This window comes from Vibrio sp. Y58_MX_L22, assembly GCF_024181865.1.
Lineage (GTDB): Bacteria > Pseudomonadota > Gammaproteobacteria > Enterobacterales > Vibrionaceae > Vibrio > Vibrio alginolyticus.
The window spans coordinates 70,743-95,375 of sequence record NZ_JAMZAN010000005.1; the positions used below are offsets into that span (position 1 = coordinate 70,743).

A 24,633-nucleotide genomic window follows, 5' to 3' on the forward strand; every position below is an offset into this window, starting at 1 on the left:
ACTAAGGATTGGTGCGGTTGAACATTAAGTCGTCAGTAGTAGCGGTATTTGGAAGCGTGTTACTTGCAGGTTGTGCTACGGCACCGCCAAAGCAGCAGAATAATTTATGCGAGATATTCCGAGAGAAATCCGGTTGGTACGATGATGCCAAAGATATGGAAGATGAATGGGGGACCCCTATTCATGTCGCTATGGCCATCATTAAACAAGAAAGCAGCTTTCGGCACGATGCAAAACCACCTAAAGATTATTTGCTAGGGTTTATTCCTTGGGGACGAGTCAGCAGTGCGTATGGTTACGCTCAAGCTCAAGACCCTGCTTGGGAAGACTTCCAAGATGCCACAGGTCAGGGTGGCTCTCGTACCAACTTCGATGATTCTATGATGTTTGTCGGTTGGTATACTCATGAAACACGGCGTCAGCTAGGGATTTCATTATGGGATCCCTATAACCAGTATCTGGCTTATCATGAAGGGCGAGGTGGGTATAAGCGAGGTACTTATAATCGAAAGCCTAGTTTAATCAAAGTCGCTCGACGTGTTGAACAAACAGCGAAAACTTATGGCTGGCAGCTGAAGCAATGTCGTCAGGAATTAGAAGACAACAGCAGCTGGTTCTTTTAGCCCACAGTCAGTTCATGTGATGTAGGGATGAATGACATTTATCCATTACCGAAAGGTACTGGAGTTACAATCAGGAGAGATGTAATGCCTTTACTCGATAGTTTTACCGTGGACCACACTCGTATGAACGCACCCGCTGTACGAGTGGCGAAAACCATGCAGACCCCAAAAGGGGATACGATTACTGTTTTCGACTTACGCTTTACTGCGCCAAACAAAGACATTCTTTCTGAAAAAGGTATTCACACCCTAGAGCACCTTTATGCAGGCTTTATGCGTAATCACCTAAACGGTGATTCTGTTGAGATCATCGATATTTCGCCTATGGGTTGCCGCACAGGTTTTTACATGAGCCTGATTGGCACACCATCAGAGCAGCAAGTCGCAGATGCTTGGATTGCAGCAATGGAAGATGTGCTGAAGGTAGAAAGTCAGAATAAGATCCCTGAACTTAACGAATACCAATGCGGCACGGCAGCAATGCACTCTTTAAAAGAAGCACAACAGATCGCAAAGAACATTTTGGATGCTGGTGTTTCGGTGAACAAAAATGATGAACTTGCTTTGCCTGAGTCGATGTTAAAAGAGTTGCGCATCGACTAGGTGCTCATTAAGAAGCATATTGCCCCAATAAGTAAAAAGCCTGACATGAGTCAGGCTTTTCTTTTGGTTATTTGGATGTCGATTTTTTCTTCTTCGGATAAACACGAACGAGCTTGATTCGGTTCTCTTCAATCTCAACAAGTTCCATTGGGTGACCCGCTACTCTCACACTTAGATGGCTCTCAGGAATATCTTCCAAGTGTTCTAAAATGAGCCCGTTTAGCGTTCTCGGGCCATCCGTTGGTAAATCCCATTTCAGGCCTTTGTTGATATCTCGGATATTGGTGCTGCCTTCAATAAGAAAGCTTCCGTCACCTTGAGGACTGATTTCATCAGAGAGGCTTGGAGAAATGGACGTCGTGAACTCACCAATGATCTCTTCCAGAATATCTTCAAGAGTGATTAGACCGATGATATCACCGTACTCATCCACGATCAGACCGATACGTTGCTTGTTACGTTGGAATTTCAACATTTGCACGTTCAGTGGTGTGCCTTCTGGGATGTAATAGACCTCATCAGCAGCACGTAATAGCGTTTCTTTGTTGAATTCGTTCTTTTCCAACATCAGACGATAAGCCTCGCGCAAGCGCAGCATGCCAACCACTTCATCAATTTGGTCACGATAGAAAACTATGCGTCCATGTGGCGAGTGGGTTAGCTGACGAACAATGGATTTCCAGTCGTCGTTAATATCGATACCAGTAATTTCATTGCGTGGGACCATAATGTCGTTCACGGTGACGTGCTCAAGATCCAAAATCGACACCAGCATGTCTTGGTGTCGGCGAGGAATCAAACCGCCAGCTTCATTTACCACCGTACGCAGCTCATCGGAGCTAAGATGATCTTCTGCTGAGTGATCCGCTCTTACGCCAAGTAAGCGGATAAAGCCATTCGTAATAAAGTTAACAAGCATCACTAAAGGCGACAGTAACTTCATCAGTATGGTCAATAATATACTGCTCGCGTAGGACACGCGTTCAGGGTAAAGCGCTGCAATTGTTTTAGGGGTAACCTCGGCAAAAACCAGTACAACCATAGTTAGTGCACCGGTTGCGATAGCGACACCTAAATCACCATACAAACGCATACCAATAATGGTCGCGATAGCAGACGCGAGAATATTAACGAGGTTGTTGCCGATAAGAATAAGACCAATCAAACGATCTGGACGGTCTAATAGTCTTTCGACTCGCTTAGCACCCTTATGCCCGTTTTTGGCTAAGTGTTTTAAGCGATAACGATTCAGAGACATCATCCCTGTTTCTGAACCGGAAAAGTAACCTGATATGACGATAAGACACGCGAGTAGCGCAAACAAGATACCCGTAGAGATGTCGTCCAAAACGTTGCTGTTCCTTGTAAGTATTGGGTTATATAACGGTTGAGTAAGTCCGTTAAGTCAAAGAGTTAAGGCGTACTGTATTTTATCTAGTCTAAAATATAAAGGATAGGAGCCCTAGAGCTCCTTAATTCAAGATGATTTCTTTTACAAAGCGACTGCCAAAATATGCCAGAGTCAACAGTGTTGCTCCTGCAACAGCGAACCATGTGACTTTTCTACCACGCCAGCCTTTTTGATAGTGACCCCAAAGTAGTATTGAGTACACCACCCAAGCGATGAAAGAAAGAATGCCCTTATGTGCCTTACCTTGGGCAAACATATCCTGCACAAAGACAAAGCCAGTAATGAGCGTGGCAGTTAACAATAAGTTACCGATCAAAATAATTTTGAAGAGTTGACGCTCCACCATTAATAGAGGCGGCAGGTTTGGGTTAATCGCCAAAGATTTTTTTGCTTTCAGTTTGTGATCCAGCCAAGCCAACTGAAGCGCATAGAGTGCCCCGATAGTTAAAGTCGCGTATGAGAAGAGCGCAAATGAAATATGAATGAGTAGCTTAGGGTCATTCTCTAGGTGCTTTATAAACGTGCTTGGCAAAAATGTGGCAGCAGATAAATTGATGGCAGCAAAGCTATAAACGACAGGCAATAAAAACCACAGTCGGTTTTTCAACATAGCAAGGCTCATGACCAGAGAAATAATAAAACTGATCAAAGAAGCCACGTTGAGAATACTCAGGTTTTGACCTGAACCATCAAAGATCAGATCACTCAAAATCCACGCATGAAAAACAAGCGCACAGGCAGCACTAGCAAACACTGTTTTTGCTTTGATTCCTGACTGTTGTGAGAGTCCGGGTATGATGGTCGCAATCGCCAAGACATAAAGTATGGCGGCCGCGATGGCTATTAAGCTATCCATGAATCCTAAATATTATTGTGCACGATGGAGAAATTATACCTTGCATTACACTTTGGGGCTACGTTATATCCGACATCAATCGTGAGAGATGAGATATTGAAATTAATAAGTTACCGCACCATATATAAATAGAGACAAGAATAGGACAGCGGTACGGGTATGACTCAGACCTTGGCTAATGTATACTCACACTAATTAATCGCCATTTTAGCGAAGAGACAAAGATGTTTGAGAATTTAACGGATCGATTATCCAAAACGCTGAAAAATATCAGTGGTAAAGGTCGTCTGACCGAAGACAACATTAAAGAAACCCTACGTGAAGTCCGAATGGCTCTACTTGAAGCTGACGTTGCGCTTCCGGTCGTTCGTGAATTTGTGAACCGCGTTAAAGAAAAAGCGGTGGGCGTAGAAGTTTCTAAATCTCTGACTCCAGGTCAGGAATTTATCAAGATCGTTCAAACAGAACTTGAAGCCGTAATGGGTGAGTCGAATGAGGCGCTAAACCTTGCTGCTCAACCACCTGCTGTGCTTCTTATGGCAGGTCTACAAGGTGCGGGTAAAACCACATCGGTAGGTAAGTTATCTAAGCTTCTAAAAGAACGTGACAAGAAGAAAGTTTTGGTTGTGTCTGCCGACGTTTACCGTCCTGCGGCAATCAAGCAGCTTGAAACACTGGCATCAGACATCGGTGTTGACTTCTTCCCATCATCACCAGACCAAAAGCCTATTGATATCGCCAATGCAGCGATTGACCATGCGAAGAAAAAATTCTACGACGTACTTATTGTCGATACCGCAGGTCGTTTGGCAATTGATGAAGAGATGATGGGGGAGATCAAAGATCTTCACGCAGTTATCAACCCAGTAGAAACGCTATTTGTTGTTGACGCCATGACGGGTCAAGACGCAGCAAATACAGCAAAAGCCTTTGGCGATGCGCTACCTCTTACCGGTGTAGTTCTAACTAAGGTTGATGGTGATGCTCGTGGTGGTGCGGCACTTTCAGTACGCCATGTCACGGGCAAACCAATCAAATTCTTGGGTGTTGGTGAAAAAACTGACGCGCTAGAACCGTTCCACCCAGATCGTGTTGCTTCACGTATTCTTGGCATGGGTGACGTTCTGTCTTTGATTGAAGACCTACAACGCAACGTTGACCAAGAAAAGGCAGAAAAGTTAGCGAAGAAGTTCAAAGAGAAGAAAGGTTTCGACCTTGAAGATTTCCGTGAACAGCTAGGCCAGATGCAAAACATGGGCGGCATGATGGGGATGATGGATAAGCTTCCAGGAATGTCCCAGCTACCAGACAATGTGAAAGATAAAGTCGATGACAAGATGTTCAAACAGATGGAAGCGATCATCAGCTCCATGACAATGAAAGAACGTCAACGCCCAGAAATTATCAAGGGCTCGCGCAAGAAGCGTATCGCGGCTGGTTCTGGTGTGCAGGTTCAAGATGTAAACCGCTTACTAAAACAGTTCACCCAAATGCAGAAAATGATGAAAAAGATGCAAAAAGGTGGCATGAAAGGCATGATGCGCAACATGCAAGGCATGATGGGCGGCATGGGTGGTGGCGGTGGCTTCAACCCATTTGGTCGTTAATTAATCGATCACGCATAGATTCAGGGTGTTAGGTACGTCACAAACTTTAAATTCAATTTATGTTGGTGAAAAAGTAACTAAACTCCTTGCATTGCTCCGGGAGAAGAGTAAAATTCCGGAGCTTTATTTTGGCACGAGACCCCAAACTGTTTAATTTCTTGAATGGTTTTTGGGGTTAATTTTATTTTTGAGAAAGCAAAGAGGACGACATGGTAACCATTCGTTTGGCACGTCACGGCGCTAAAAAGCGTCCATTTTATCAAATCGTAGTAGCGGACAGCCGCAACGCTGCAACTGGCCGTTTCATCGAGAAAGTTGGTTTCTTCAACCCAACTGCTAAAGGTCAAGAAGAAGGTCTACGTCTAGACCTAGACCGCGTTAACCACTGGGTTGGTCAAGGCGCGTCAGTATCTGACCGTGTTGCTAAGCTAGTTAAAGACGCTCAAAAAGCGGCTTAATTTTTTACTTGAAAAGTAGAAACTAGTTTATGTCGATGAAAGGTAAAGAAACAATGAGCAACGAAAAGATTGTTGTAGGCAAGTTTGGTGCTACTTACGGCATTCGTGGTTGGCTTAAAGTTTTTTCCTACACAGACAATGCTGAAAGCATTTTCGATTACAGCCCTTGGTACATTAACCAAAAGGGTAAGTGGGTTGAGTACAAAGTAGAAAGCTGGAAGCGCCATAACAAAGGTATGGTGGCTAAGCTGGAAGGCATGGATGTTCGTGAAGACGCGCATCTAATGACGAACTTTGAAATTGCTATTGACCCTGCGGTACTTCCTGAATTGTCAGAAGATGAGTTCTACTGGCGCGAATTGTTTGGGATGCAAGTTGTAACTACTAAAGGTTACGATCTAGGTGTCGTTACTGACATGCTAGAAACTGGCTCAAACGATGTTCTGGTTGTTAAAGCAAATCTTAAAGATGCTTTCGGGCAGAAGGAACGATTAATCCCGTTCCTTGAAGAGCAAGTGATCATTAATGTTGATCGCGAAGCTCAACGGATCGAAGTTGACTGGGATCCTGGATTCTAATCTCCAAAATTACAGAGCGAGATAAACATGTGGGTTGGCGTTATTAGCCTTTTTCCAGAAATGTTCCGTTCTGTTACTGATTTTGGAGTAACAGGTCAAGCGGTTAAAAAAGGTCTTTTGTCGATTGAGACTTGGAATCCTAGAGATTTCACTCACGACAAACATCGCACAGTCGATGACCGACCTTACGGTGGTGGCCCTGGTATGTTAATGATGGTTCAGCCTTTGCGCGATGCCATTCATACCGCGAAAGCAGCCTCACCGGGCAAGACGAAAGTCATCTACCTTTCTCCTCAAGGTCGCAAGCTCGACCAGAAAGGAGTGGAAGAACTGGCAACGAATGAGAACTTGCTTCTGATTTGTGGTCGTTATGAAGGGGTAGATGAGCGCATCATTCAATCTGAAGTCGACGAAGAATGGTCGATTGGTGATTTTGTGATGACGGGTGGTGAGATACCAGCCATGACGTTAATCGACTCTGTCTCTCGGTTTGTTCCGGGTGTACTAGGGGATTTCGCGTCAGCAGAAGAAGACTCTTTTGCAAATGGCTTGTTAGATTGCCCTCACTATACGCGTCCAGAAGTATTGGATGACAAAGAGGTACCAGCTGTACTGATGTCAGGCAATCACAAGGACATTCGTCAATGGCGACTCAAGCAGTCGTTGGGCCGTACTTGGCTAAGAAGACCAGAGCTCCTGGAAAACCTAGCTCTGACTGACGAACAGGAACAATTACTTGCTGAGTTTGTTAATGAGCATAAAGCCATTAAAGAACATAACGCAAAGTAACCTAATTTATTTAGTATCAGTTTATTCTAGGAATTTAAAAAATGAGTAACATCATCAAAGCTCTTGAAGAAGAGCAAATGAAATCAGACCTACCTAAATTTGCACCAGGTGACACTGTTGTAGTTCAAGTTAAGGTAAAAGAAGGTGACCGTGAGCGTCTACAGGCTTTCGAAGGCGTTGTAATCGCAATCCGTAACCGTGGTCTACACTCTGCTTTCACTGTACGTAAGATCTCTAACGGTGAAGGTGTTGAGCGTACGTTCCAAACACACTCTCCAATCGTTGATAGCATCGAAGTTAAACGCCGTGGTGCAGTACGTCGTGCCAAGTTGTACTACCTACGTGAGCGTTCTGGTAAGTCTGCTCGTATCAAAGAGAAACTTGCTAAGAAGTAATGCTATAACTAGCGTTCTCATCTTAAACGGAGTCCTTTTAGGGCTCCGTTTTTTTATTTGTGTAATTAGCTTGCTCGTTTCTTTTCACCCGACCTGAACTGTCGATGCTCATGCACTGATGTACACTCCACGCCTCTGCCTTGCTGTGAATAGATTCCTGATGTCGCTATGGCTCCTCGGAATGACGGGAATTGATAGCCAAAGATTACAGGGTACCGCGGTTGAAATTCGTCATTCTGGACAGCGACGAAGGAGCGTGATTCAGATTCCCCAAGAAGGAACCTAGGGTATTCCTTTACCCTAGGTCTCAATTTAATACTGGTCTTCAGACCAGCCATCACTATCGGACATATCGGGTGCGCCTGGGATGGTGTTTTCTTCATCTGCCCATTCACCAAAATCAATCATTTGGCATTGTTTACTGCAGAAAGGGCGATGAGGACTTTGTTCTCCCCATTCTACGTCGGCGCCACATTGTGGACATTGAACGATGGTAACTTTAGACATAGTTGAGCGTCCCATTACTAATTGGTGTTAAAGGGTAGTATACCTAAACGAATTAAAGATGGCTTATTCAACGCGCTATTGCTGCTACGAAATTTTATCAAATATAAGCGCAATAAAGCGTTGAATTTTAGATTATGGAGGCGAGGCGTAGTGTCGTCTTAGCTGCACACAGCAAGTTCAAATTCAATATCTTGTGTGCACGCTTGACCGTTTTCAAACGACATGAACTTGATCGCAAAGCGGTTTTTATGGCCTGAAATCATAGGATACACGCCATATTCCATTGGGATGTGAAGTCTTAGAATGTTGGCTTCATCAGCGTCACTTTGGAAGAAACCTGCACGACCGATTTGAGCTTTGAAATGTCCGGTCTCTCTAGTGAGCTTTAACCATAACGAAAGCGCATCAGATAAGGGCTTTAAGCTTGCTTGCCACTGCTGCGCATCATGCTTTTTACGTTCAATGGGTAGGTGAAGCCAGTAATGTAACGCTGGCAAATCAAAACAGCATGAACCACCCGGTAGATTAAAGCGTTGGCGGATAGAGCTTAAGAAGCGATCTTCTTTTAATGCTTGGCCAAAACGTTCAGCACCCATTAGTTGGCTATGAACGACATCTATCTCTTGTAGCAAGGTATTTAATGCGTCTTGATCGACACCATCAATATTTAGCCAATGGCGGTACGACAGCCGTTGCTTCTCAAGATCTTTAGCCAGTTCACTTTTCAGTTGGATTTGTTCGAAGATCTCAACCATATCGAATAACGCACGGAAAAACAGTTGATACTGATGATTTTCGCTAAACCCAGAGGCCAAGTGAGCCTGACGCAGCAGAGACTCCACTCTTAGATAAATACGAGTTTTCTCATTTAACGGATGTTCAAATTTGTGCGTGGTCATCGACATAAGCCTTTGTGAGTTTCGTTCCTATTTTCGCAGATTTTTCTTACACATGGCTAGGTACTTTTCGTGCAAATCTGTGATTTGAAGCAAAAGATCAGGGTCACTTGGATTATTCTTAACCACATCGTCTGCAAGCGCGAGCCTTTGCTCTCTTGATGCTTGAGAGGCAAGGATGGCGCGAACTTGATCTTCACTCACATTGTCTCGTTTCATCGTGCGAGATATCTGTGTATTCGGTTCTACATCGACGACAAGAACGCGATCACACAAACTATCTAGCCTGTTTTCTACGAGCAACGGCACCACAAGTAACGCATACTCTGAAGTGACTTGCTGCAAATCTTCGATCATCTTTTCACGAATTATCGGGTGCAACAGTGCGTTGAGCCATGCTTTTTCATCTGAATTCGAAAAGATTTTTTCTCTCAGCTTTGCGCGATCTAAAGTTTGGTCTTCACGAACGATATCGTGACCAAAGTGTTCAATAATCGCGTTTAGGCCGGGAGTACCTGGCTCGACAACTTCTCTTGCTACAATGTCGGCATCGACGATATCGATTTTAAATTGTTGTTTGAACAGATTCGCGACGGTTGTTTTTCCACTAGCGATACCACCTGTTAAACCAATAACCAAAGCCATTTACACTCCTAGAACTGAAGTAAAGTACCAGTTTAAAATCTGGTCGCCCCAAATTAAGCTTATCCAACTAGCAATTGCTAAGTAAGGACCGAAAGGGAAAGCTTTTTCAATTCCCTGCTTTTGCAAGCGTAGTTGAATGATGCCAAATACGATGCCAACCACAGAAGAAAGTAGAATGATCATCGGCAGTGACTGCCAACCTAGCCAAGCTCCTAGTGCCGCCAGTAGTTTAAAATCACCATACCCCATTCCTTCTTTACCAGTAAGTAGCTTAAAGCCCCAGTAAACGGACCAGAGACATAGGTAACCAGCAATAGCACCAATGACAGAATCTTGTAGAGTAACAGGACTTATTTCGACTAATGCTAAGACAATGCCAGCCCAAGTTAATGGTAATGTTAATTGGTCAGGTAACAACATAGTATCGAGATCGATAAATGTTGCGGCGATTAAGATAAAAGTGAAAAAGAGTAGGGCAACGGTAAAGTAACTAAAACCAAAGTGGTAAGCGACAAAGCCTGAGCAGAACGCAGTGAGCAGTTCAATCAGTGGATAGCGTGCGCTAATGGCTGTCTGACAGTTGTGGCATTTGCCTTTTAAAAGCAGCCAACTAATCACAGGGATGTTGTCTCGAATACGTATCGGCGTTGCGCACTTCTGACAGGAGGAGCGTGGGACGCTCAAGGTCAGCACTTCTTTAGGAGGTTCTATTTTGTATTCAGGAAATGACTCGGCACATTCGCGTCGCCATTCTAGTTCCATGATTTTAGGTAGTCGATAAATAACCACATTGAGGAAGCTACCCACGATCAGACCGAAGATGGTGGCAAACACAACGAATAGCCAAGGGTAGTACTGGAATACTTCCATATTTGTCTCTTGAGCGATGAGTGAAATCAGCAAGATGCTGTTTTAAAGGAGTTAACAGCTCATTCTAGCCCAATACACTCATTAAGTTAAAGATTGGCAAGTACATTGCTGTCACTAATCCGCCAACAACGATACCTAAAAATACGATAATTAGTGGCTCTAGAATTTTACTAAGGTTGTCGACGGTGTTGTCGACTTCAAACTCGTAGATCGTTGCAACTTTATTGAGCATATCGTCAAGTCGACCAGACTCTTCACCGATCATGACCATTTGTAACACTAATTCAGGGAACACATTACAGTTACGCATGGCAACATACATTGGCATACCTGCGGCGGTATCACGGTAAACTTCTTCTATGGCGAGTTGATAGTGTAAGTTTCCTGAGGTTTTTGATGTGGTTTTTAAACTGGTTAGAATTGGAATACCCGCTGTAAAGCTTGTGGCGAGTGTTCGACTAAATTTGGCGATAGCGGCTTTTGATAATACAGGGCCCAGGACAGGAAATTTAAGCACAGAGCGGTTGAGCATTAAGCGAAAAGAATCTGAACGCTTAGAGAGGATTCTCGCCGAAATGAATAAACTAATGGAGCCTAGTGCGATAAACGGACTCCAGTTTTGTGTCCAGGCGGAAAGATCTAATACTTGCCTGGTAAACCACGGTAAGTCAGCACCAAAACCAACAAACATTTTTTCAAACTCGGGAATGACTTTGGTGAGCATGATAAACGACACGCCTAACGCTACTAGCACTACCATGGCTGGGTAGATCAGTGCTTTGATCACTTTCGCACGGAGTTGTTCATTTTTTTCTCGGTAGGTGGCTAAGCGCTCGAACACTTCTGCTAAGTTACCGGATTGCTCACCTGTGGCGATAAGATCGGTATAGAGTGGGTCAAAGTGTTCACTTGCAGTGCGCATGGCTTTTGACATGGGCGTCCCTGCTTCAACGGCGCGTGTCACGCTCATCAAAATGGATTTCATCTCTGCTTTTTTGTGATTCTCTGATACCAATTTTAAAGCCTGAACCAAGGGCACACCGGTTATCAACATCGTCGAAATCTGACGGGTAAACACCGTGATGTCTCTGCCTTTCACGCGATGGCTGAGTTTAGTGAGAAATGAGATACTGCTTTTCTTTAACTTCTTGATCTTGATATGCTGTGCGTTTAGACGTTCGCGTACTTCAATTTCTGTCATCGCGAGGGTTTGTCCAGACGTCTTTTTGCCTGAACTGTTGATGCCTTTCCAGCGGAAGTTTTTAAGTTGTGGTGTAGTGCTTTTCATAGAGGTGACTGCTGATTAAAGGATTAAAAATAAAGTACGCGCTGTAGTTCACTAAAACTTGTGATCCCTTGTTTGAGTTTTTCTATGCCCGACATTTGTAACGTGCTCATACCATTTGCGATGGCGAGTTTTTCTAGTTCATGTACCGAGGCGCCTTTAATAAGCGCTTCGGAAAGAAATTCATCAAAGCGCATCACTTCATAAATCCCCGTTCGGCCGGAATAACCATGGGTACACTCATTACATCCATCGGGATTGGCTTTAAAAATGTTGTCGCTTGCTTGAATTCCAAGGTGTTGTAGCTGAACGGTAAGCTCTTGTGATTGTTTACAGTGCGAGCACAGTTTACGGGCCAAGCGCTGGGCAATAATCAAACTAAGGGATGAGGCCAAGTTAAAGCTTTCTACGCCCATGTTTGATAAACGAATAACCGTTTCAGCCGCAGAGTTGGTATGCAAGGTTGAAAGTACTAAGTGACCAGTTTGCGAGGCTTTGATGGCGATTTCTGCAGTGTCTAAGTCACGAATCTCACCGACCATTACCACATCGGGGTCTTGACGCAAGAAAGAACGCAGTGCTTCGGCAAAACCAAAACCAATCTTAGGCTGAACTTGAACTTGGTTAATGCCCGATAAGTTAATTTCTACTGGGTCTTCTGCCGTGGAAATGTTGATTTCTGGCTTATTGAGGATACTCAGCCCAGTGTACAGAGATACGGTTTTTCCGCTCCCGGTTGGACCTGTCATCAGAATCATGCCTTGTGGGCGACGCAGCGCATCCAAGTACAATTTTTTTTGTTGTTCGCTATAACCAAGCTTGTCGATATCCAGTGACGCAGAGCTGCTGTCGAGCAGTCGTAGTACAATTTTCTCTCCGAATAGAGTAGGTAGCGTGGATACACGCATATCAATTGCGGTGTCTTGATTCAACTTGAGCTTAATACGCCCGTCTTGTGGTAAACGTCGCTCTGCAATATCAAGCTTAGAGAGGATTTTGATACGAGCGGATAAGCGGCGACTTAAGTGGCTTGGTGGCTGCTGTGTTTCAATTAAGATGCCATCACAGCGTAGGCGCACGCGGTACATCTTTTCATAAGGCTCAAAGTGGATATCGGATGCGCCTTTGCGCACAGCGTCCAGCAGAATTTGGTTTATGTAACGGCTGACGGGTGACTCGTCTTGGCTCAAGTCTTCAATGTTGTCGATTTCATCTGCGCCCACATCAACCAGGTTGGCTAACTCTTCTTGGTTGATCTCTTTTAACCCGGACTTCTCATGACTCAATGAACGACCATATAAGCGTCGAATTGCCGCGCTGAGCTGACGAAAATCCGCCAACACTATTTCAATCTGTAAACCAGTGGCAAAGCGAAAATCGTCTTCTGCTTGTTGGTTCGTGGGGTCGGCAACAGCGAGTAATAACGTTGAAGTCGCACGCTGGAGTGGGAGTGCGTTATGCCGTGTGATTAATTCCCTAAGGCCAAGTTGCTGACAAAGCGAAGCGTACTCGTACTGAGATAACTCGGGCTGATTTAATCCAAAAATAGAATTTAAATGTTCAGTGAGTTCGCGTGATGTAAATAACCCTGAACTGAGCAAAGCCTCCGGCATCGAAATGCCAGAAGCTTTGACTTGCTCTATTAACGATTCTTCTTGGGAAAATGTTAGTAACCCGGCCTGGCGAAGAACCGTGGAGAGATTGGTTAGCATTAGTTACCAGAACAATCAATGCTGCGCCCAGGGGTTGTACAACCAGTACCAGCAAGTGTCCACTGAACAACGCCGCTACCAATATTCGGTGTTAACGTTAGTGTTAGCTCGGTACCTGCGCCATCAACACCTGTAGTGGTCATGGCAATAACGCCATCGTTCACAGTTAATTGGTCCACATAAGCAATGGTCGCACCAGCGTCATTTGCTGCAATTGCTGCTGGGATGTCATTGGCGGCGTTGTTGCAACCGTTAAGCTGGCCACGCTCTTGAGCACACATGGCAATGGCTGTTTTAAAGCCACTGATCCCTGCTGCTGCGCCCGCAACACGAGTTCGTTGTGTGTAGTCTGAGTAGGCAGGCACGGCAAATGCAGCCAAAATACCGATAATCGCCACCACAATCATCAATTCAATCAGGGTGAAACCCTGTTGTTTTTTATGTTTACTGTTTTTCATTTTTAACCCTTTCTTAAAAATTAATAATGCTCTTGCATTAGCGAAAGATTATGGAGAGTTAAGGTGGGTTGAAAATGGGGAAGGGATGGGCTCTCGAGTGAGATAAAACTCTTTGGTGAAAAGTTGCATATCGCATGCAGAGTTTTGCGAGTAGTACTATTTTTTGAGTGGATAAAAAGAAAGGGCCAATTGGCCCTTTTTAATGATGAATCACTCACAACTAACTGAGTTAGTTAAAGTAATTGAGATTGTGTTTCTTTTATTATTTGAAGCGCATCGAAAGATCCATCGCTTTTAGATGCTTAGTCAACGCGCCTACCGAAATGTAATCGACACCGGTTTCTGCGTATTCAGCGATGGTCTCTAGCGTAATGTTCCCTGAGTTCTCTAAAGCGGCACGACCTGCGTTAATCGCTACGGCTTCACGCATCATTTCTTTCGTGAAGTTATCTAGCATGATGATGTCGGCACCGGCGTCTATCGCTTGTTTCAACTCTTCTAAGCTTTCCGTTTCTACTTCTACTGGCTTGCCCGGGTTAAGCTCTTTCGCTTTTTGGATGGCTTGAGTGATGCCACCACAAGCAATAATGTGGTTTTCTTTAATGAGGTAAGCATCGAACACACCGATGCGATGGTTAAAGCCACCACCGCAGGTCACGGCGTATTTTAGTGCGCTACGCAGACCAGGAATGGTTTTGCGTGTGTCTAGTAGACGACACTCAGTATGCGCGATTTTTTCAGCGTACTCTGCGGTAACTGTTGCGCAGCCAGACAGCGTTTGGATGAAGTTCATTGCGTTACGCTCACCAGTCAACAAGTCACGAGCAGGGCCTGTCAGCGTGCAAAGGGTTTGGTTAGGCTCGACTTTATCGCCGTCCTTTACGTGCCATTCAATACTGACCTTGCCACCGAGCTGTTTAAAAACTTCATCAGCCCATGCTTGACCACAGAACACACCATGCTCACGAGTAATAATCGTTGCGGTATTAACCGCCTCGGCAGGGATCAAAGATGCAGTAATGTCGTTATCTACATCGACACTGCCACCTAGATCTTCTTTTAAGGTATCAGCGACAGAGCGAGTGATCTCTAAAGGGAGTTGTTGTTTAAGGTATTCTAGGCGTTCTTGAATGTTGTGTGTGTTCTTCATCGCAAATCTTGTCTTGAAAGGGAGATGGCAACGAATGATACTCTCCGGTGTCAATAATTTCAGCAGTTAATTTGCAAAGTAGAGAGGTTGATATGCGCCCAATTATCGAGAATGGCTGGCTGACACAGGCAAAGCATGTTCCGTCACCATTTTTTGATGCCCGCTCTGATATAAACGACATCTCTCTGCTGGTGGTACACAACATCAGTTTGCCTCCTGGGCAGTTTGGTGGACCATATATAGAGGACTTCTTCACTGGCAAGCTAGACCCAAATGAACATCCATTTTTTGAAGTTATTCACAAAATGGGCGTTTCTGCACATTGCTTGATTAAAAGAAACGGCGAGGTTGTTCAATTTGTTTCTTTTCTTGATAGAGCATGGCATGCCGGTCAATCCAGTTTCGCGGGCAGGGAGCGTTGTAATGACTATTCCATTGGTATCGAGCTTGAAGGGACAGAATTTACTGCCTACACAGAAGCGCAATATCAATCACTTGCAGAGATTACTGAGGTGATTATGCAGTCTTATCCTCAAATCACCCCGCCACGAATTACCGGTCATCAATATATTGCGCCCTTGAGAAAAAGCGATCCTGGTCTAAGCTTTGATTGGGTGAAATATAGACTGCTTATACAGCGTTGATTTGTAGCGAAAGTGTAAATTCAAAAAAGCGAAATAAATAAGGCATACGATCAGGTATGCCTTTTTTTGATACCAGAAATATTAATGATTGTTAAAAGTTAACTACATTTTTACGCTCGCACATGCCGTTTTGGTGAATAAATAGACTGATAATTTTGTCATTTTCTGTATTTCTTTTCCAAAACTGCTAGCACGTCGACTTCCCATTTGTATGCTTTATGTAATTGGTCATACCAATTCTATTGCTGTTTTAACAGTCGATTGTTATCAGAGTGTTGGAAGTAAGCTCGTTCTATGATTTAGGTCAATTTTCGGCTGGACAGTGGCGTTTTAATTATGTTAATTTCTGCACCAACTTAAAATTGGTATTACCAATTACCTGCAAGAGTAGAAGAACAATAAATTATGGCTTATCAAAGGATTCGTCAGCCAAAACTCTCTGATGTTATAGAACAAGAGTTAGAAAGGTTGATAGTGGAAGGAACATTGTCTCCGGGGCAACAACTGCCTCCAGAGCGTGAACTGGCAAAACAGTTCGATGTGTCTCGTCCTTCAGTCCGAGAAGCCATTCAACGCTTGGAAGCGAAGCGTTTGTTGACTCGTCGCCAAGGTGGCGGAACATTCGTAAGTGAGAATATCTGGAAGAGCTTTTCAGATCCCTTGTTGAATTTGTTGTCTAGTCATTCTGAAACCCAGCTTGATGTGCTTGAGTCTCGTCATGCGATGGAAGGAATTTCAGCCTACTTTGCAGCTTTACGTGGTACCGAAGAAGATTTTGCGCGTATTCAAGGTTGCCTTGAGCGCATTAGCCAAGAGCAAGCAAACAACGATATCGAAGCTGAATCTGCGGAAGTAATGCAATTTTTGATCGCTTTGACAGAGGCCGCGCACAACGTGGTTTTGTTGCACATTGTTCGAAGCTTAGCACCTTTGCTTGAGCAAAATATTCTACAAAATTTTAAATTACTACGTCGCCGCCCAGAAGCGGTCGAGAAAGTCAGTAAACACCGAGCCAATATCGTGGATGCGATTGTTTCTGGTCAGCCTGAAAAGGCGCGAGAAATGTCCCACTCGCACTTGGCTTACATCGAAGAAACATTGTTGGATTTGACTCGAGAAGAGTCTCGACGAGAGCGTTCTCTACGTCGAATTCAGCAGGGTAATGACTCGTAAGAGCGTTACTTAAATAAGTAGATCCAACCAACAGAAGGATAGATCGCCATGTCTGATATGAAGCATGACGTAGATGCACTGGAAACTCAAGAATGGCTACAAGCGCTTGAGTCAGTTGTACGTGAAGAAGGTCTAGAGCGTGCTCAATTCCTATTAGAGCAAGTTCTAGACAAAGCACGTCTAGACGGTGTTGATATGCCAACAGGTATCACAACTAACTACATCAACACGATTCCTGCAGACCAAGAACCAGCATACCCAGGTGACACAACACTTGAGCGTCGTATTCGCTCAATTATTCGTTGGAACGCTATCATGATCGTTCTACGTGCATCTAAGAAAGACCTAGAGCTAGGCGGCCACATGGCGTCTTTCCAGTCTTCTGCTGCGTTCTACGAGACATGTTTCAACCACTTCTTCCGTGCACCAAACGAGAAGGATGGTGGCGACCTAGTTTACTACCAAGGTCACATTTCACCAGGTATCTACTCACGTGCATTCGTTGAAGGTCGTCTAACTGAAGAGCAGCTAGACAACTTCCGTCAAGAAGTAGACGGCAAAGGTATTCCGTCATACCCGCACCCTAAACTGATGCCTGAATTCTGGCAGTTCCCGACAGTATCGATGGGCCTAGGTCCAATCGCTTCTATCTACCAAGCTCGTTTCCTTAAGTACCTAGAAGGCCGTGGTCTTAAAGATACTTCAGAGCAGCGCGTTTACGCGTTCCTAGGTGACGGTGAGATGGATGAGCCAGAATCACGTGGTGCTATCTCTTTCGCTGCGCGTGAGAAACTAGACAACCTATGTTTCCTAATCAACTGTAACCTACAGCGTCTAGATGGCCCTGTAATGGGTAACGGTAAGATCATTCAAGAACTTGAAGGTCTGTTCAAAGGTGCTGGTTGGAACGTAGTGAAGGTAATCTGGGGTAACAACTGGGATTCACTACTAGCTAAAGATACGACTGGTAAGCTTCTACAGCTTATGAATGAAACGATCGACGGCGACTACCAAACATTCAAATCAAAAGATGGCGCGTACGTACGTGAGCACTTCTTTGGTAAGTACCCAGAGACAGCTGCACTTGTTGCTGACATGACTGATGACGAAATCTTCGCACTTAAGCGTGGTGGTCACGAGTCTTCTAAGCTATACGCGGCATACAAAAACGCGGCAGAAACTAAAGGTCGTCCAACAGTAATCCTAGCTAAGACTGTTAAAGGTTACGGCATGGGTGAAGCGGCTGAAGGTAAGAACATCGCGCACCAAGTTAAGAAGATGGACATGACTCACGTACTACACCTACGTGACCGTCTAGGTCTTCAAGACATCCTAACTGACGAAGCAGTGAAAGAACTTCCGTACCTGAAACTTGAAGAAGGTTCAAAAGAGTACGAATACCTACACGCTCGTCGTAAAGCGCTACACGGCTACACGCCACAGCGTCTACCAAAATTCACTCAAGAATTCATCGTTCCTGAGCTAGAAGAATTCAAGCCACTACTAGAAGAACAGAAGCGTGATATCTCTTCTACTATGGCATTCGTACGTGCGCTAAACGTTCTACTTAAGAACAAGAACATTGGTAAGAACATCGTTCCTATCATTGCTGACGAAGCACGTACATTCGGTATGGAAGGTCTGTTCCGTCAAATCGGTATCTACAACCCGCACGGTCAAACTTACACACCAGAAGACCGTGGCGTTGTTTCTTACTACAAAGAAGCGACTTCAGGTCAGGTTCTACAAGAAGGTATCAACGAGCTAGGTGCTATGTCTTCATGGGTTGCTGCTGCGACTTCATACTCGACAAACGACCTACCAATGATCCCGTTCTACATCTACTACTCAATGTTCGGCTTCCAACGTGTTGGCGACATGGCGTGGATGGCTGGTGACCAACAAGCACGTGGTTTCCTACTAGGTGCAACTGCGGGTCGTACAACGTTGAACGGTGAAGGTCTACAGCACGAAGACGGCCACTCGCACATTTTGGCGGGTACGGTTCCTAACTGTATTTCTTACGACCCAACATTCGCGTACGAAGTAGCAGTAATCATGCAAGACGGTATCCGTCGCATGTACGGTCCAGAACAAGAAAACGTGTTCTACTACCTAACGCTAATGAACGAAAACTACGCAATGCCAGCAATGCCAGAAGGCGCTGAAGAAGGCATCCGTAAAGGTATCTACAAGCTAGAAACTTACACGGGCGACAAAGCGAAAGTTCAGCTAATGAGCTCTGGTACTATCATGAATGAAGTACGTAAAGCAGCTCAAATCCTAAGCGAAGATTACGGTGTTGCTTCTGATGTTTACTCTGTAACGTCATTCAACGAACTAACTCGCGATGGCCAAGATGCAGAGCGTTTCAACATGCTTCACCCAGAAGCGGAAGCGAAAGTACCTTACATCCAAACAGTAATGGGTACTGAACCTGCTATCGCAGCAACTGACTACATGAAGAACTACGCAGAGCAGGTTCGTGCATACATTCCTGCTGAGTCTTTCAAAGTTCTTGGTACTGATGGCTTCGGTCGTTCAGACAGCCGTGAAAACCTACGTCGTCACTTCGAAGTGAACGCAGGTTACGTAGTAGTAGCAGCGCTAACTGAACTAGCGAAACGTGGCGAAGTTGAGAAATCTGTAGTTGCAGAAGCAATTAAGAAATTCGACATCGACACAGAGAAAACAAACCCGCTATACGCTTAATTAAGAAGGTAGATAAGAAATGGCAATCGAAATTAATGTACCAGACATCGGTGCGGATGAGGTTGAAGTTACTGAGATTCTTGTAAGCGTTGGCGACAAGGTTGAAGAAGAGCAGTCTCTGATCACAGTTGAAGGCGATAAAGCTTCTATGGAAGTTCCTGCTTCTCAAGCGGGTATCGTTAAAGAAATCAAAGTTGCAGAAGGCGACAAGGTTTCTACTGGTTCTCTAATCATGATTTTCGAAGCCGAGGGTGCAGCTGACGCTGCACCTGCTCCTGCGGCAGAAGCAGCTCCAGCAGCAGCTCCAGCTCCAGCAGCAGCGGCAGAACTAAAAGAAGTTCACGTACCAGACATCGGTGGTGATGAAGTAGAAGTTACCGAAATCATGGTTGCCGTTGGCGACAGCATCGAAGAAGAGCAATCTCTTCTAACTGTTGAAGGCGACAAAGCTTCTATGGAAGTTCCAGCGCCATTCGCAGGTACTCTAAAAGAGATCAAAGTTGCAGCAGGCGATAAAGTATCGACTGGCTCACTTATCATGGTATTCGAAACAGCAGGTTCAGGCGCTCCAGCAGCACCAGCGGCAGCTGAAGCTCCTGCGGCAGCAGCTCCAGCAGCGTCTGCGGCAAAAGAAGTGAACGTTCCAGATATCGGCGGCGACGAAGTTGAAGTTACTGAGATCATGGTTGCGGTTGGCGACACAGTGGAAGAAGAGCAATCTCTAATCACTGTTGAAGGTGACAAAGCTTCTATGGAAGTTCCTGCACCATTCGCTGGCACAGTTAAAGAAATCAAGATTGCAGCTGGCGACAAAGTGTCTACTGGCTCACTAATCATGGTATTCGAAGTGGCGGGCGCAGCACCTGCTCCTGCAGCAGCTCCAGCTCAAGCGGCAGCACCTGCAGCTCCAGCTCCTAAAGCAGAAGCTCCAGCGGCAGCAGCTCCAGCAGCGACTGGCGATTTCAAAGAAAACGATGAGTACGCTCACGCGTCTCCAGTTGTTCGTCGTCTAGCGCGTGAATTTGGCGTTAATCTTTCTAAGGTTAAAGGTTCTGGTCGTAAGAGCCGTATCCTAAAAGAAGACGTTCAAGCTTACGTGAAAGATGCACTTAAGCGTCTTGAGTCTGGCGCAGGTGCAGCAGCATCTGGCAAAGGCGACGGCGCGGCTCTTGGTCTACTACCATGGCCAAAAGTGGACTTCAGCAAGTTTGGTGAGACAGAAGTTCAACCGCTATCTCGCATTAAGAAGATCTCTGGCGCAAACCTACACCGTAACTGGGTAATGATCCCGCACGTTACACAGTGGGATAACGCAGACATCACGGCTCTTGAAGCATTCCGTAAAGAGCAAAACGCGATTGAAGCGAAGAAAGACACTGGCATGAAGATCACACCACTTGTGTTCATCATGAAAGCGGTAGCTAAAGCGCTTGAAGCGTTCCCAGCGTTCAACTCTTCTCTATCAGAAGACGGTGAGAGCCTAATTCTGAAGAAATACGTGAATGTTGGTATCGCGGTAGATACACCAAACGGTCTAGTTGTTCCTGTATTTAAAGACGTGAACAAGAAAGGCATCTACGAGCTATCTGAAGAGCTAATGGCGGTTTCTAAGAAAGCACGTGCTGGTAAGCTAACTGCGGCTGACATGCAAGGTGGCTGTTTCACTATCTCTAGCCTAGGCGGTATCGGCGGTACAGCGTTTACTCCAATCGTAAACGCACCAGAAGTTGGTATCCTAGGTGTGTCTAAGTCAGAAATGAAACCGGTATGGAACGGTAAAGAGTTCGAACCGCGTCTACAACTTCCACTGTCTCTATCATACGACCACCGTGTGATCGATGGTGCTGAAGGTGCGCGCTTCATCACTTACCTAAACTCATGTCTATCTGACATTCGTCGTCTAGTTCTGTAATAGAAATTAGATGAATGAGAGGCGGCAACTTAGCCGCCTCTGCTAATCATAATTACCGACAATTTGGTTATCAGCCTTGCTTCGTTCAGGGTTTTCACAATCGAATTGTTGTCTAGCTCACAGGCTAAATTGATTTACTTTTCACACCATTAACATCTCTGTAAACTGTTAGCGGTCTGAAAATAACTGTTTAAAACAAATCTCTCTTAAACATAAAAAATCGATACCCACTCAGCCTGTTAGGGATAATGACTACAAGAGGTCAAAATGAGCAAAGAAATTAAAGCCCAAGTTGTTGTACTTGGTTCTGGTCCTGCTGGTTACTCCGCTGCATTCCGTTGTGCGGACTTAGGTCTTGAAACTGTACTAGTTGAACGTTACAGCACGCTTGGCGGTGTATGTCTGAACGTGGGTTGTATCCCATCTAAAGCACTGCTTCACGTTTCTAAAGTAATTGAAGAAGCGAAAGCGATGGCTGACCACGGCGTTGTGTTCGGTGAGCCTCAAACAGACATCAGCAAAATCCGCATCTGGAAAGAAAAAGTTGTTAACCAACTAACTGGCGGCCTAAGCGGTATGGCTAAGATGCGTAACGTAACAGTAGTTAACGGTTACGGTAAGTTCACTGGCCCTAACTCTATCCTTGTAGAAGGCGAAGGTGAGCCAACAGTTGTTAACTTTGACAACGCAATCGTTGCGGCTGGTTCTCGTCCAATCAAACTGCCATTTATCCCGCATGAAGACCCACGTATTTGGGACTCTACTGACGCTCTTGAACTAAAAGAAGTGCCAGAAAAACTGCTTATCATGGGCGGTGGTATCATCGGTCTAGAAATGGGTACGGTTTACCACTCTCTAGGTTCTAAAGTTGAAGTTGTTGAAATGTTTGACCAGGTAATTCCTGCAGCAGACAAAGATATCGTGAAAGTATTTACTAAGCGTATCAAAGACAAGTTCAAGCTAATGCTAGAAACGAAAGTAACAGCAGTTGAAGCAAAAGAAGACGGTATCTACGTTTCAATGGAAGGCAAGAAAGCGCCAGCTGAAGCTGAGCGTTACGATGCGGTTCTAGTTGCTATCGGTCGTGTACCAAATGGTAAGCTAATCGACGGTGAAAAAGCGGGTCTAGAAATTGACGAGCGCGGCTTCATCAACGTTGATAAGCAAATGCGTACTAACGTTCCTCACATCTTCGCGATCGGTGATATCGTTGGTCAACCAATGCTTGCTCACAAAGGTGTGCATGAAGGTCACGTAGCTGCTGAAGTTATCTCTGGTAAGAAGCACTACTTCGACCCTAAAGTTATCCCTTCAATTGCGTACACTGAGCCAGAAGTGGCTTGGGTTGGTAAGACTGAAAAAGAAGCGAAAGAAGAAGGCATCAAGTACGAAGTAGCAACATTCCCATGGGCAGCATCAGGTCGTGCAATCGCATCTGACTGTGCAGACGGTATGACTAAGCTAATCTTCGACAAAGAAACTCACCGCGTAATCGGTGGTGCTATCGTTGGTACTAACGGTGGTGAACTACTTGGTGAAATTGGCCTTGCAATTGAGATGGGCTGTGATGCAGAAGATATCGCTCTGACTATCCACGCTCACCCAACTCTACACGAGTCTGTAGGTCTAGCTGCTGAAGTATTTGAAGGTTCAATCACTGACCTGCCAAACAAAAAAGCAGTTAAGAAGAAGTAAGTTTTTTTCTGACTGAATGATAGAAGCCGCTGCAGTGCAGCGGTTTTTTTATGCTTGTTATATAGAAATATAAATGTGTGCTGATCTGACAGCAGACAATAAAAAGCCCACCAAACGGTGGGCTGACATATATCACGAGTTAAGCTTTAGTGTTCACGGTTGTAAATGCAAAGCATATCTAAGTATGAATTCACTAGATGTTTCAGTTCCGCTTCACCTTTAGCGCGGTTCGCTTGGACAAACAGTGAGTAACAAATACCGTGGAACAGGTTTGCCAAGTGTTCTGAATCGTGCTGGTCACACACCTCACCGCGTTCAATTGCTTTAATGAACATGTTTTGTACTAGCAGCTGGTTAGTGCGGTTAGTTGAAACAAACAATGGCCATACTTCGTCACGTGTTGAAGCACTCCACTCGAACCATACTTTTAGCCAGTGGCAGTCTTGGCTGACAAGCTCGATCATCGCATTAGTAATATTGGCGATGTTTTCACGTGCGTGTAAGTCTAGGTCTATGTTATCCGATAGGAAGTTTGAGAACTGACGTACGACGTGATTGAGAACTTCATCCACCAAGTCTTCGCGTGTAGGGAAGTAGTTAAAAACAGTCGCTACAGAAACTTGAGCAATTTCTGCGATATCTGCGTGACCACCACGACCGATGCCGCGGCGCGCAAATACTTCCAATGCGATTTCCATTAACTGTTGCTTACGCTTAATTGGAGAAAGCCTAGTTCTAGGTCTCTTTGCAATTGAGTCCATATCCATTTTCCTTGCCATTTGAGTTGATATTGGGGGTAACCCCCTAATTGATTATTTTAATAGTTGCTTAAAGCAGTGATGAGTGTAATGGTGCATATGCACAAGGTCAACATCTGTAGAACAATTTATATACAGTAATGTCATTATTATTGATAAATTTAGCTATGAACTTTATAAAACTAAGACCTTCTTCCAAGATTTGTTGGCAACAGGATGCGACTTTCAACCCAATGAACGTGGTGATACACTACACGCCGTAAGATTAGGTGATCGTTTGCGTGCGACTTACCTCAACCCACAAATTTAGATTGAGCACAGTATGAAACATACAATAGAAGTCATGATTTCTGAGCAAGAAGTTCAGGAGCGAGTTCGTGAATTAGGCAAACAAATTACAGAGCGTTATCAAGGTAGTGAAGATCTTGTGTTGGTAGGCTTATTGCGAGGCTCATTTGTATTTATGGCAGACTTGGCACGTGCTATCGAACTGACTCACCAAGTTGATTTTATGACTGCGTCAAGCTACGGCAATACGATGGAAAGCTCACGTGACGTTCGTATCTTGAAAGATTTGGATGATGACATCAAAGGCAAAGACATTTTGCTTGTTGAAGACATCATTGATACAGGTAACACACTAAATAAAATCCGTGAGATCTTATCACTGCGTGAGCCGAAGTCTATCGCGATTTGTACGCTCCTAGATAAACCATCTCGTCGTGAAGTGAATGTTCCTGTGGATTGGATTGGTTTCGAAATCCCAGATGAGTTTGTCGTTGGTGTGGGTATTGATTACGCGCAGAAATACCGCCACTTACCATACATCGGTAAAGTTGTACCTCAAGAATAATCATTGAGAGCAGCATTAAAAATATAAAAAAAACGCCCATCTA

24 protein-coding genes are annotated in these 24,633 nt (G+C 44.7%); 13 read left to right on the forward strand and 11 right to left on the reverse strand.

Going from position 1 to position 24,633, the window contains the following annotated elements; genetic code table 11:
• The first annotated feature begins 17 nt into the window (after nt 1-17).
• Entirely contained in the window at nt 18-623 is a 606-nt protein-coding gene (locus NL626_RS13075) for a hypothetical protein (RefSeq protein WP_253657427.1), read from the forward strand.
• An 84-nt stretch (nt 624-707) separates the two neighbouring features.
• On the forward strand, nt 708-1,226 hold the full coding sequence (luxS, locus tag NL626_RS13080; RefSeq protein WP_017820391.1) for an S-ribosylhomocysteine lyase: 519 nt from the start codon (nt 708-710) through the stop codon (nt 1,224-1,226).
• A gap of 67 nt (nt 1,227-1,293) precedes the next feature.
• Here luxS and NL626_RS13085 read toward each other — a convergent pair whose 3' ends face one another.
• Both NL626_RS13085 and NL626_RS13090 read right to left on the reverse strand, forming a co-directional pair.
• Nucleotides 1,294-2,574: an HlyC/CorC family transporter gene (locus NL626_RS13085; RefSeq protein WP_005379948.1), complete on the reverse strand. Its 1,281-nt coding sequence runs from the start codon at nt 2,572-2,574 to the stop codon at nt 1,294-1,296.
• 124 nt (nt 2,575-2,698) lie between these two features.
• The gene (locus NL626_RS13090; RefSeq protein ID WP_005379950.1) at nt 2,699-3,493 is read right to left on the reverse strand and encodes an inner membrane protein YpjD; all 795 of its coding nucleotides are present in this window, start codon (nt 3,491-3,493) and stop codon (nt 2,699-2,701) included.
• A gap of 224 nt (nt 3,494-3,717) precedes the next feature.
• Here NL626_RS13090 and ffh point away from each other — a divergent pair, with 224 nt between their 5' ends.
• From ffh to rplS, 5 genes are all read left to right on the forward strand, one after another.
• Nucleotides 3,718-5,100, forward strand: a complete 1,383-nt coding sequence (gene ffh / locus NL626_RS13095) for a signal recognition particle protein (RefSeq protein WP_253657428.1) — start codon at nt 3,718-3,720, stop codon at nt 5,098-5,100.
• A 209-nt stretch (nt 5,101-5,309) separates the two neighbouring features.
• Entirely contained in the window at nt 5,310-5,558 is a 249-nt protein-coding gene (gene rpsP, locus NL626_RS13100; protein WP_005379962.1) for a 30S ribosomal protein S16, read from the forward strand.
• Nucleotides 5,559-5,587: 29 nt separating this feature from the next.
• Nucleotides 5,588-6,136 carry a ribosome maturation factor RimM gene (gene rimM, locus NL626_RS13105; protein WP_005379964.1) on the forward strand — a complete coding sequence of 183 codons (549 nt, stop codon included), beginning with the start codon at nt 5,588-5,590 and terminating at the stop codon, nt 6,134-6,136.
• A gap of 27 nt (nt 6,137-6,163) precedes the next feature.
• The gene (gene trmD / locus NL626_RS13110) at nt 6,164-6,925 is read left to right on the forward strand and encodes a tRNA (guanosine(37)-N1)-methyltransferase TrmD (RefSeq protein ID WP_005385420.1); all 762 of its coding nucleotides are present in this window, start codon (nt 6,164-6,166) and stop codon (nt 6,923-6,925) included.
• Between the two features lie 41 nt (nt 6,926-6,966).
• Nucleotides 6,967-7,320: a 50S ribosomal protein L19 gene (gene rplS, locus NL626_RS13115; RefSeq protein ID WP_005379971.1), complete on the forward strand. Its 354-nt coding sequence runs from the start codon at nt 6,967-6,969 to the stop codon at nt 7,318-7,320.
• 312 nt (nt 7,321-7,632) lie between these two features.
• Here the strand turns inward: rplS and yacG are convergent, their stop codons facing one another.
• The 8 genes from yacG to nadC form a co-directional block, all read right to left on the reverse strand.
• The gene (gene yacG, locus NL626_RS13120) at nt 7,633-7,827 is read right to left on the reverse strand and encodes a DNA gyrase inhibitor YacG (RefSeq protein WP_017635922.1); all 195 of its coding nucleotides are present in this window, start codon (nt 7,825-7,827) and stop codon (nt 7,633-7,635) included.
• Between the two features lie 158 nt (nt 7,828-7,985).
• The gene (gene zapD, locus NL626_RS13125) at nt 7,986-8,726 is read right to left on the reverse strand and encodes a cell division protein ZapD (protein ID WP_213871674.1); all 741 of its coding nucleotides are present in this window, start codon (nt 8,724-8,726) and stop codon (nt 7,986-7,988) included.
• Between the two features lie 27 nt (nt 8,727-8,753).
• The gene (coaE, locus tag NL626_RS13130; protein ID WP_213871673.1) at nt 8,754-9,368 is read right to left on the reverse strand and encodes a dephospho-CoA kinase; all 615 of its coding nucleotides are present in this window, start codon (nt 9,366-9,368) and stop codon (nt 8,754-8,756) included.
• The gene (locus tag NL626_RS13135; protein ID WP_253657429.1) at nt 9,369-10,238 is read right to left on the reverse strand and encodes an A24 family peptidase; all 870 of its coding nucleotides are present in this window, start codon (nt 10,236-10,238) and stop codon (nt 9,369-9,371) included. It abuts the gene before it with no gap.
• Between the two features lie 64 nt (nt 10,239-10,302).
• Nucleotides 10,303-11,526, reverse strand: a complete 1,224-nt coding sequence (locus tag NL626_RS13140; RefSeq protein ID WP_062730449.1) for a type II secretion system F family protein — start codon at nt 11,524-11,526, stop codon at nt 10,303-10,305.
• A 23-nt stretch (nt 11,527-11,549) separates the two neighbouring features.
• Nucleotides 11,550-13,235 (reverse strand): type IV-A pilus assembly ATPase PilB, encoded by a 1,686-nt coding sequence (gene pilB / locus NL626_RS13145; protein WP_151515109.1) that lies wholly within the window; start codon nt 13,233-13,235, stop codon nt 11,550-11,552.
• Nucleotides 13,235-13,693 (reverse strand): prepilin-type N-terminal cleavage/methylation domain-containing protein, encoded by a 459-nt coding sequence (locus tag NL626_RS13150; RefSeq protein ID WP_151515108.1) that lies wholly within the window; start codon nt 13,691-13,693, stop codon nt 13,235-13,237. Before NL626_RS13150 ends, pilB begins: the two co-directional genes overlap by 1 nt.
• A gap of 262 nt (nt 13,694-13,955) precedes the next feature.
• Complete coding sequence (gene nadC / locus NL626_RS13155) at nt 13,956-14,843, reverse strand: carboxylating nicotinate-nucleotide diphosphorylase (RefSeq protein WP_151515107.1); 888 nt, start codon at nt 14,841-14,843, stop codon at nt 13,956-13,958.
• A gap of 92 nt (nt 14,844-14,935) precedes the next feature.
• Between nadC and ampD the strand changes: the two genes are divergently transcribed.
• The 5 genes from ampD (at nt 14,936) to lpdA (ending at nt 22,979) form a co-directional block, all read left to right on the forward strand.
• On the forward strand, nt 14,936-15,487 hold the full coding sequence (gene ampD / locus NL626_RS13160; protein ID WP_042521337.1) for a 1,6-anhydro-N-acetylmuramyl-L-alanine amidase AmpD: 552 nt from the start codon (nt 14,936-14,938) through the stop codon (nt 15,485-15,487).
• Nucleotides 15,488-15,892: 405 nt separating this feature from the next.
• A complete protein-coding gene (pdhR, locus tag NL626_RS13165) occupies nt 15,893-16,660 on the forward strand; it encodes a pyruvate dehydrogenase complex transcriptional repressor PdhR (RefSeq protein WP_005379989.1) in 768 nt (255 codons plus the stop codon).
• 48 nt (nt 16,661-16,708) lie between these two features.
• The gene (gene aceE, locus NL626_RS13170; protein ID WP_005386612.1) at nt 16,709-19,372 is read left to right on the forward strand and encodes a pyruvate dehydrogenase (acetyl-transferring), homodimeric type; all 2,664 of its coding nucleotides are present in this window, start codon (nt 16,709-16,711) and stop codon (nt 19,370-19,372) included.
• 19 nt (nt 19,373-19,391) lie between these two features.
• Nucleotides 19,392-21,284, forward strand: a complete 1,893-nt coding sequence (gene aceF, locus NL626_RS13175; RefSeq protein ID WP_005396678.1) for a pyruvate dehydrogenase complex dihydrolipoyllysine-residue acetyltransferase — start codon at nt 19,392-19,394, stop codon at nt 21,282-21,284.
• A 267-nt stretch (nt 21,285-21,551) separates the two neighbouring features.
• Entirely contained in the window at nt 21,552-22,979 is a 1,428-nt protein-coding gene (gene lpdA, locus NL626_RS13180; protein WP_005379993.1) for a dihydrolipoyl dehydrogenase, read from the forward strand.
• Nucleotides 22,980-23,125: 146 nt separating this feature from the next.
• Here lpdA and opaR read toward each other — a convergent pair whose 3' ends face one another.
• Nucleotides 23,126-23,740 carry a transcriptional regulator OpaR gene (opaR, locus tag NL626_RS13185; protein ID WP_005379994.1) on the reverse strand — a complete coding sequence of 205 codons (615 nt, stop codon included), beginning with the start codon at nt 23,738-23,740 and terminating at the stop codon, nt 23,126-23,128.
• A gap of 319 nt (nt 23,741-24,059) precedes the next feature.
• Here opaR and hpt point away from each other — a divergent pair, with 319 nt between their 5' ends.
• The gene (gene hpt, locus NL626_RS13190; RefSeq protein ID WP_005379995.1) at nt 24,060-24,590 is read left to right on the forward strand and encodes a hypoxanthine phosphoribosyltransferase; all 531 of its coding nucleotides are present in this window, start codon (nt 24,060-24,062) and stop codon (nt 24,588-24,590) included.
• Nucleotides 24,591-24,633 lie beyond the last annotated feature (43 nt).

What these genes read in the sequence shown, in the direction of transcription:
- ffh (WP_253657428.1), top strand. Translation starts at nt 3,718, where the DNA reads ATGTTTGAGAATTTAACGGATCGATTATCCAAAACGCTGAAAAATATC.
- NL626_RS13150 (WP_151515108.1), bottom strand. Translation starts at nt 13,693, where the DNA reads ATGAAAAACAGTAAACATAAAAAACAACAGGGTTTCACCCTGATTGAA.
- ampD (WP_042521337.1), top strand. Translation starts at nt 14,936, where the DNA reads ATGCGCCCAATTATCGAGAATGGCTGGCTGACACAGGCAAAGCATGTT.
- nadC (WP_151515107.1), bottom strand. Translation starts at nt 14,843, where the DNA reads ATGAAGAACACACACAACATTCAAGAACGCCTAGAATACCTTAAACAA.
- luxS (WP_017820391.1), top strand. Translation starts at nt 708, where the DNA reads ATGCCTTTACTCGATAGTTTTACCGTGGACCACACTCGTATGAACGCA.
- zapD (WP_213871674.1), bottom strand. Translation starts at nt 8,726, where the DNA reads ATGACCACGCACAAATTTGAACATCCGTTAAATGAGAAAACTCGTATT.
- NL626_RS13135 (WP_253657429.1), bottom strand. Translation starts at nt 10,238, where the DNA reads ATGGAAGTATTCCAGTACTACCCTTGGCTATTCGTTGTGTTTGCCACC.
- NL626_RS13090 (WP_005379950.1), bottom strand. Translation starts at nt 3,493, where the DNA reads ATGGATAGCTTAATAGCCATCGCGGCCGCCATACTTTATGTCTTGGCG.
- rplS (WP_005379971.1), top strand. Translation starts at nt 6,967, where the DNA reads ATGAGTAACATCATCAAAGCTCTTGAAGAAGAGCAAATGAAATCAGAC.
- pdhR (WP_005379989.1), top strand. Translation starts at nt 15,893, where the DNA reads ATGGCTTATCAAAGGATTCGTCAGCCAAAACTCTCTGATGTTATAGAA.
- hpt (WP_005379995.1), top strand. Translation starts at nt 24,060, where the DNA reads ATGAAACATACAATAGAAGTCATGATTTCTGAGCAAGAAGTTCAGGAG.
- aceF (WP_005396678.1), top strand. Translation starts at nt 19,392, where the DNA reads ATGGCAATCGAAATTAATGTACCAGACATCGGTGCGGATGAGGTTGAA.
- coaE (WP_213871673.1), bottom strand. Translation starts at nt 9,368, where the DNA reads ATGGCTTTGGTTATTGGTTTAACAGGTGGTATCGCTAGTGGAAAAACA.
- trmD (WP_005385420.1), top strand. Translation starts at nt 6,164, where the DNA reads ATGTGGGTTGGCGTTATTAGCCTTTTTCCAGAAATGTTCCGTTCTGTT.
- aceE (WP_005386612.1), top strand. Translation starts at nt 16,709, where the DNA reads ATGTCTGATATGAAGCATGACGTAGATGCACTGGAAACTCAAGAATGG.
- rpsP (WP_005379962.1), top strand. Translation starts at nt 5,310, where the DNA reads ATGGTAACCATTCGTTTGGCACGTCACGGCGCTAAAAAGCGTCCATTT.
- opaR (WP_005379994.1), bottom strand. Translation starts at nt 23,740, where the DNA reads ATGGACTCAATTGCAAAGAGACCTAGAACTAGGCTTTCTCCAATTAAG.
- rimM (WP_005379964.1), top strand. Translation starts at nt 5,588, where the DNA reads ATGTCGATGAAAGGTAAAGAAACAATGAGCAACGAAAAGATTGTTGTA.
- pilB (WP_151515109.1), bottom strand. Translation starts at nt 13,235, where the DNA reads ATGCTAACCAATCTCTCCACGGTTCTTCGCCAGGCCGGGTTACTAACA.
- lpdA (WP_005379993.1), top strand. Translation starts at nt 21,552, where the DNA reads ATGAGCAAAGAAATTAAAGCCCAAGTTGTTGTACTTGGTTCTGGTCCT.
- yacG (WP_017635922.1), bottom strand. Translation starts at nt 7,827, where the DNA reads ATGTCTAAAGTTACCATCGTTCAATGTCCACAATGTGGCGCCGACGTA.
- NL626_RS13140 (WP_062730449.1), bottom strand. Translation starts at nt 11,526, where the DNA reads ATGAAAAGCACTACACCACAACTTAAAAACTTCCGCTGGAAAGGCATC.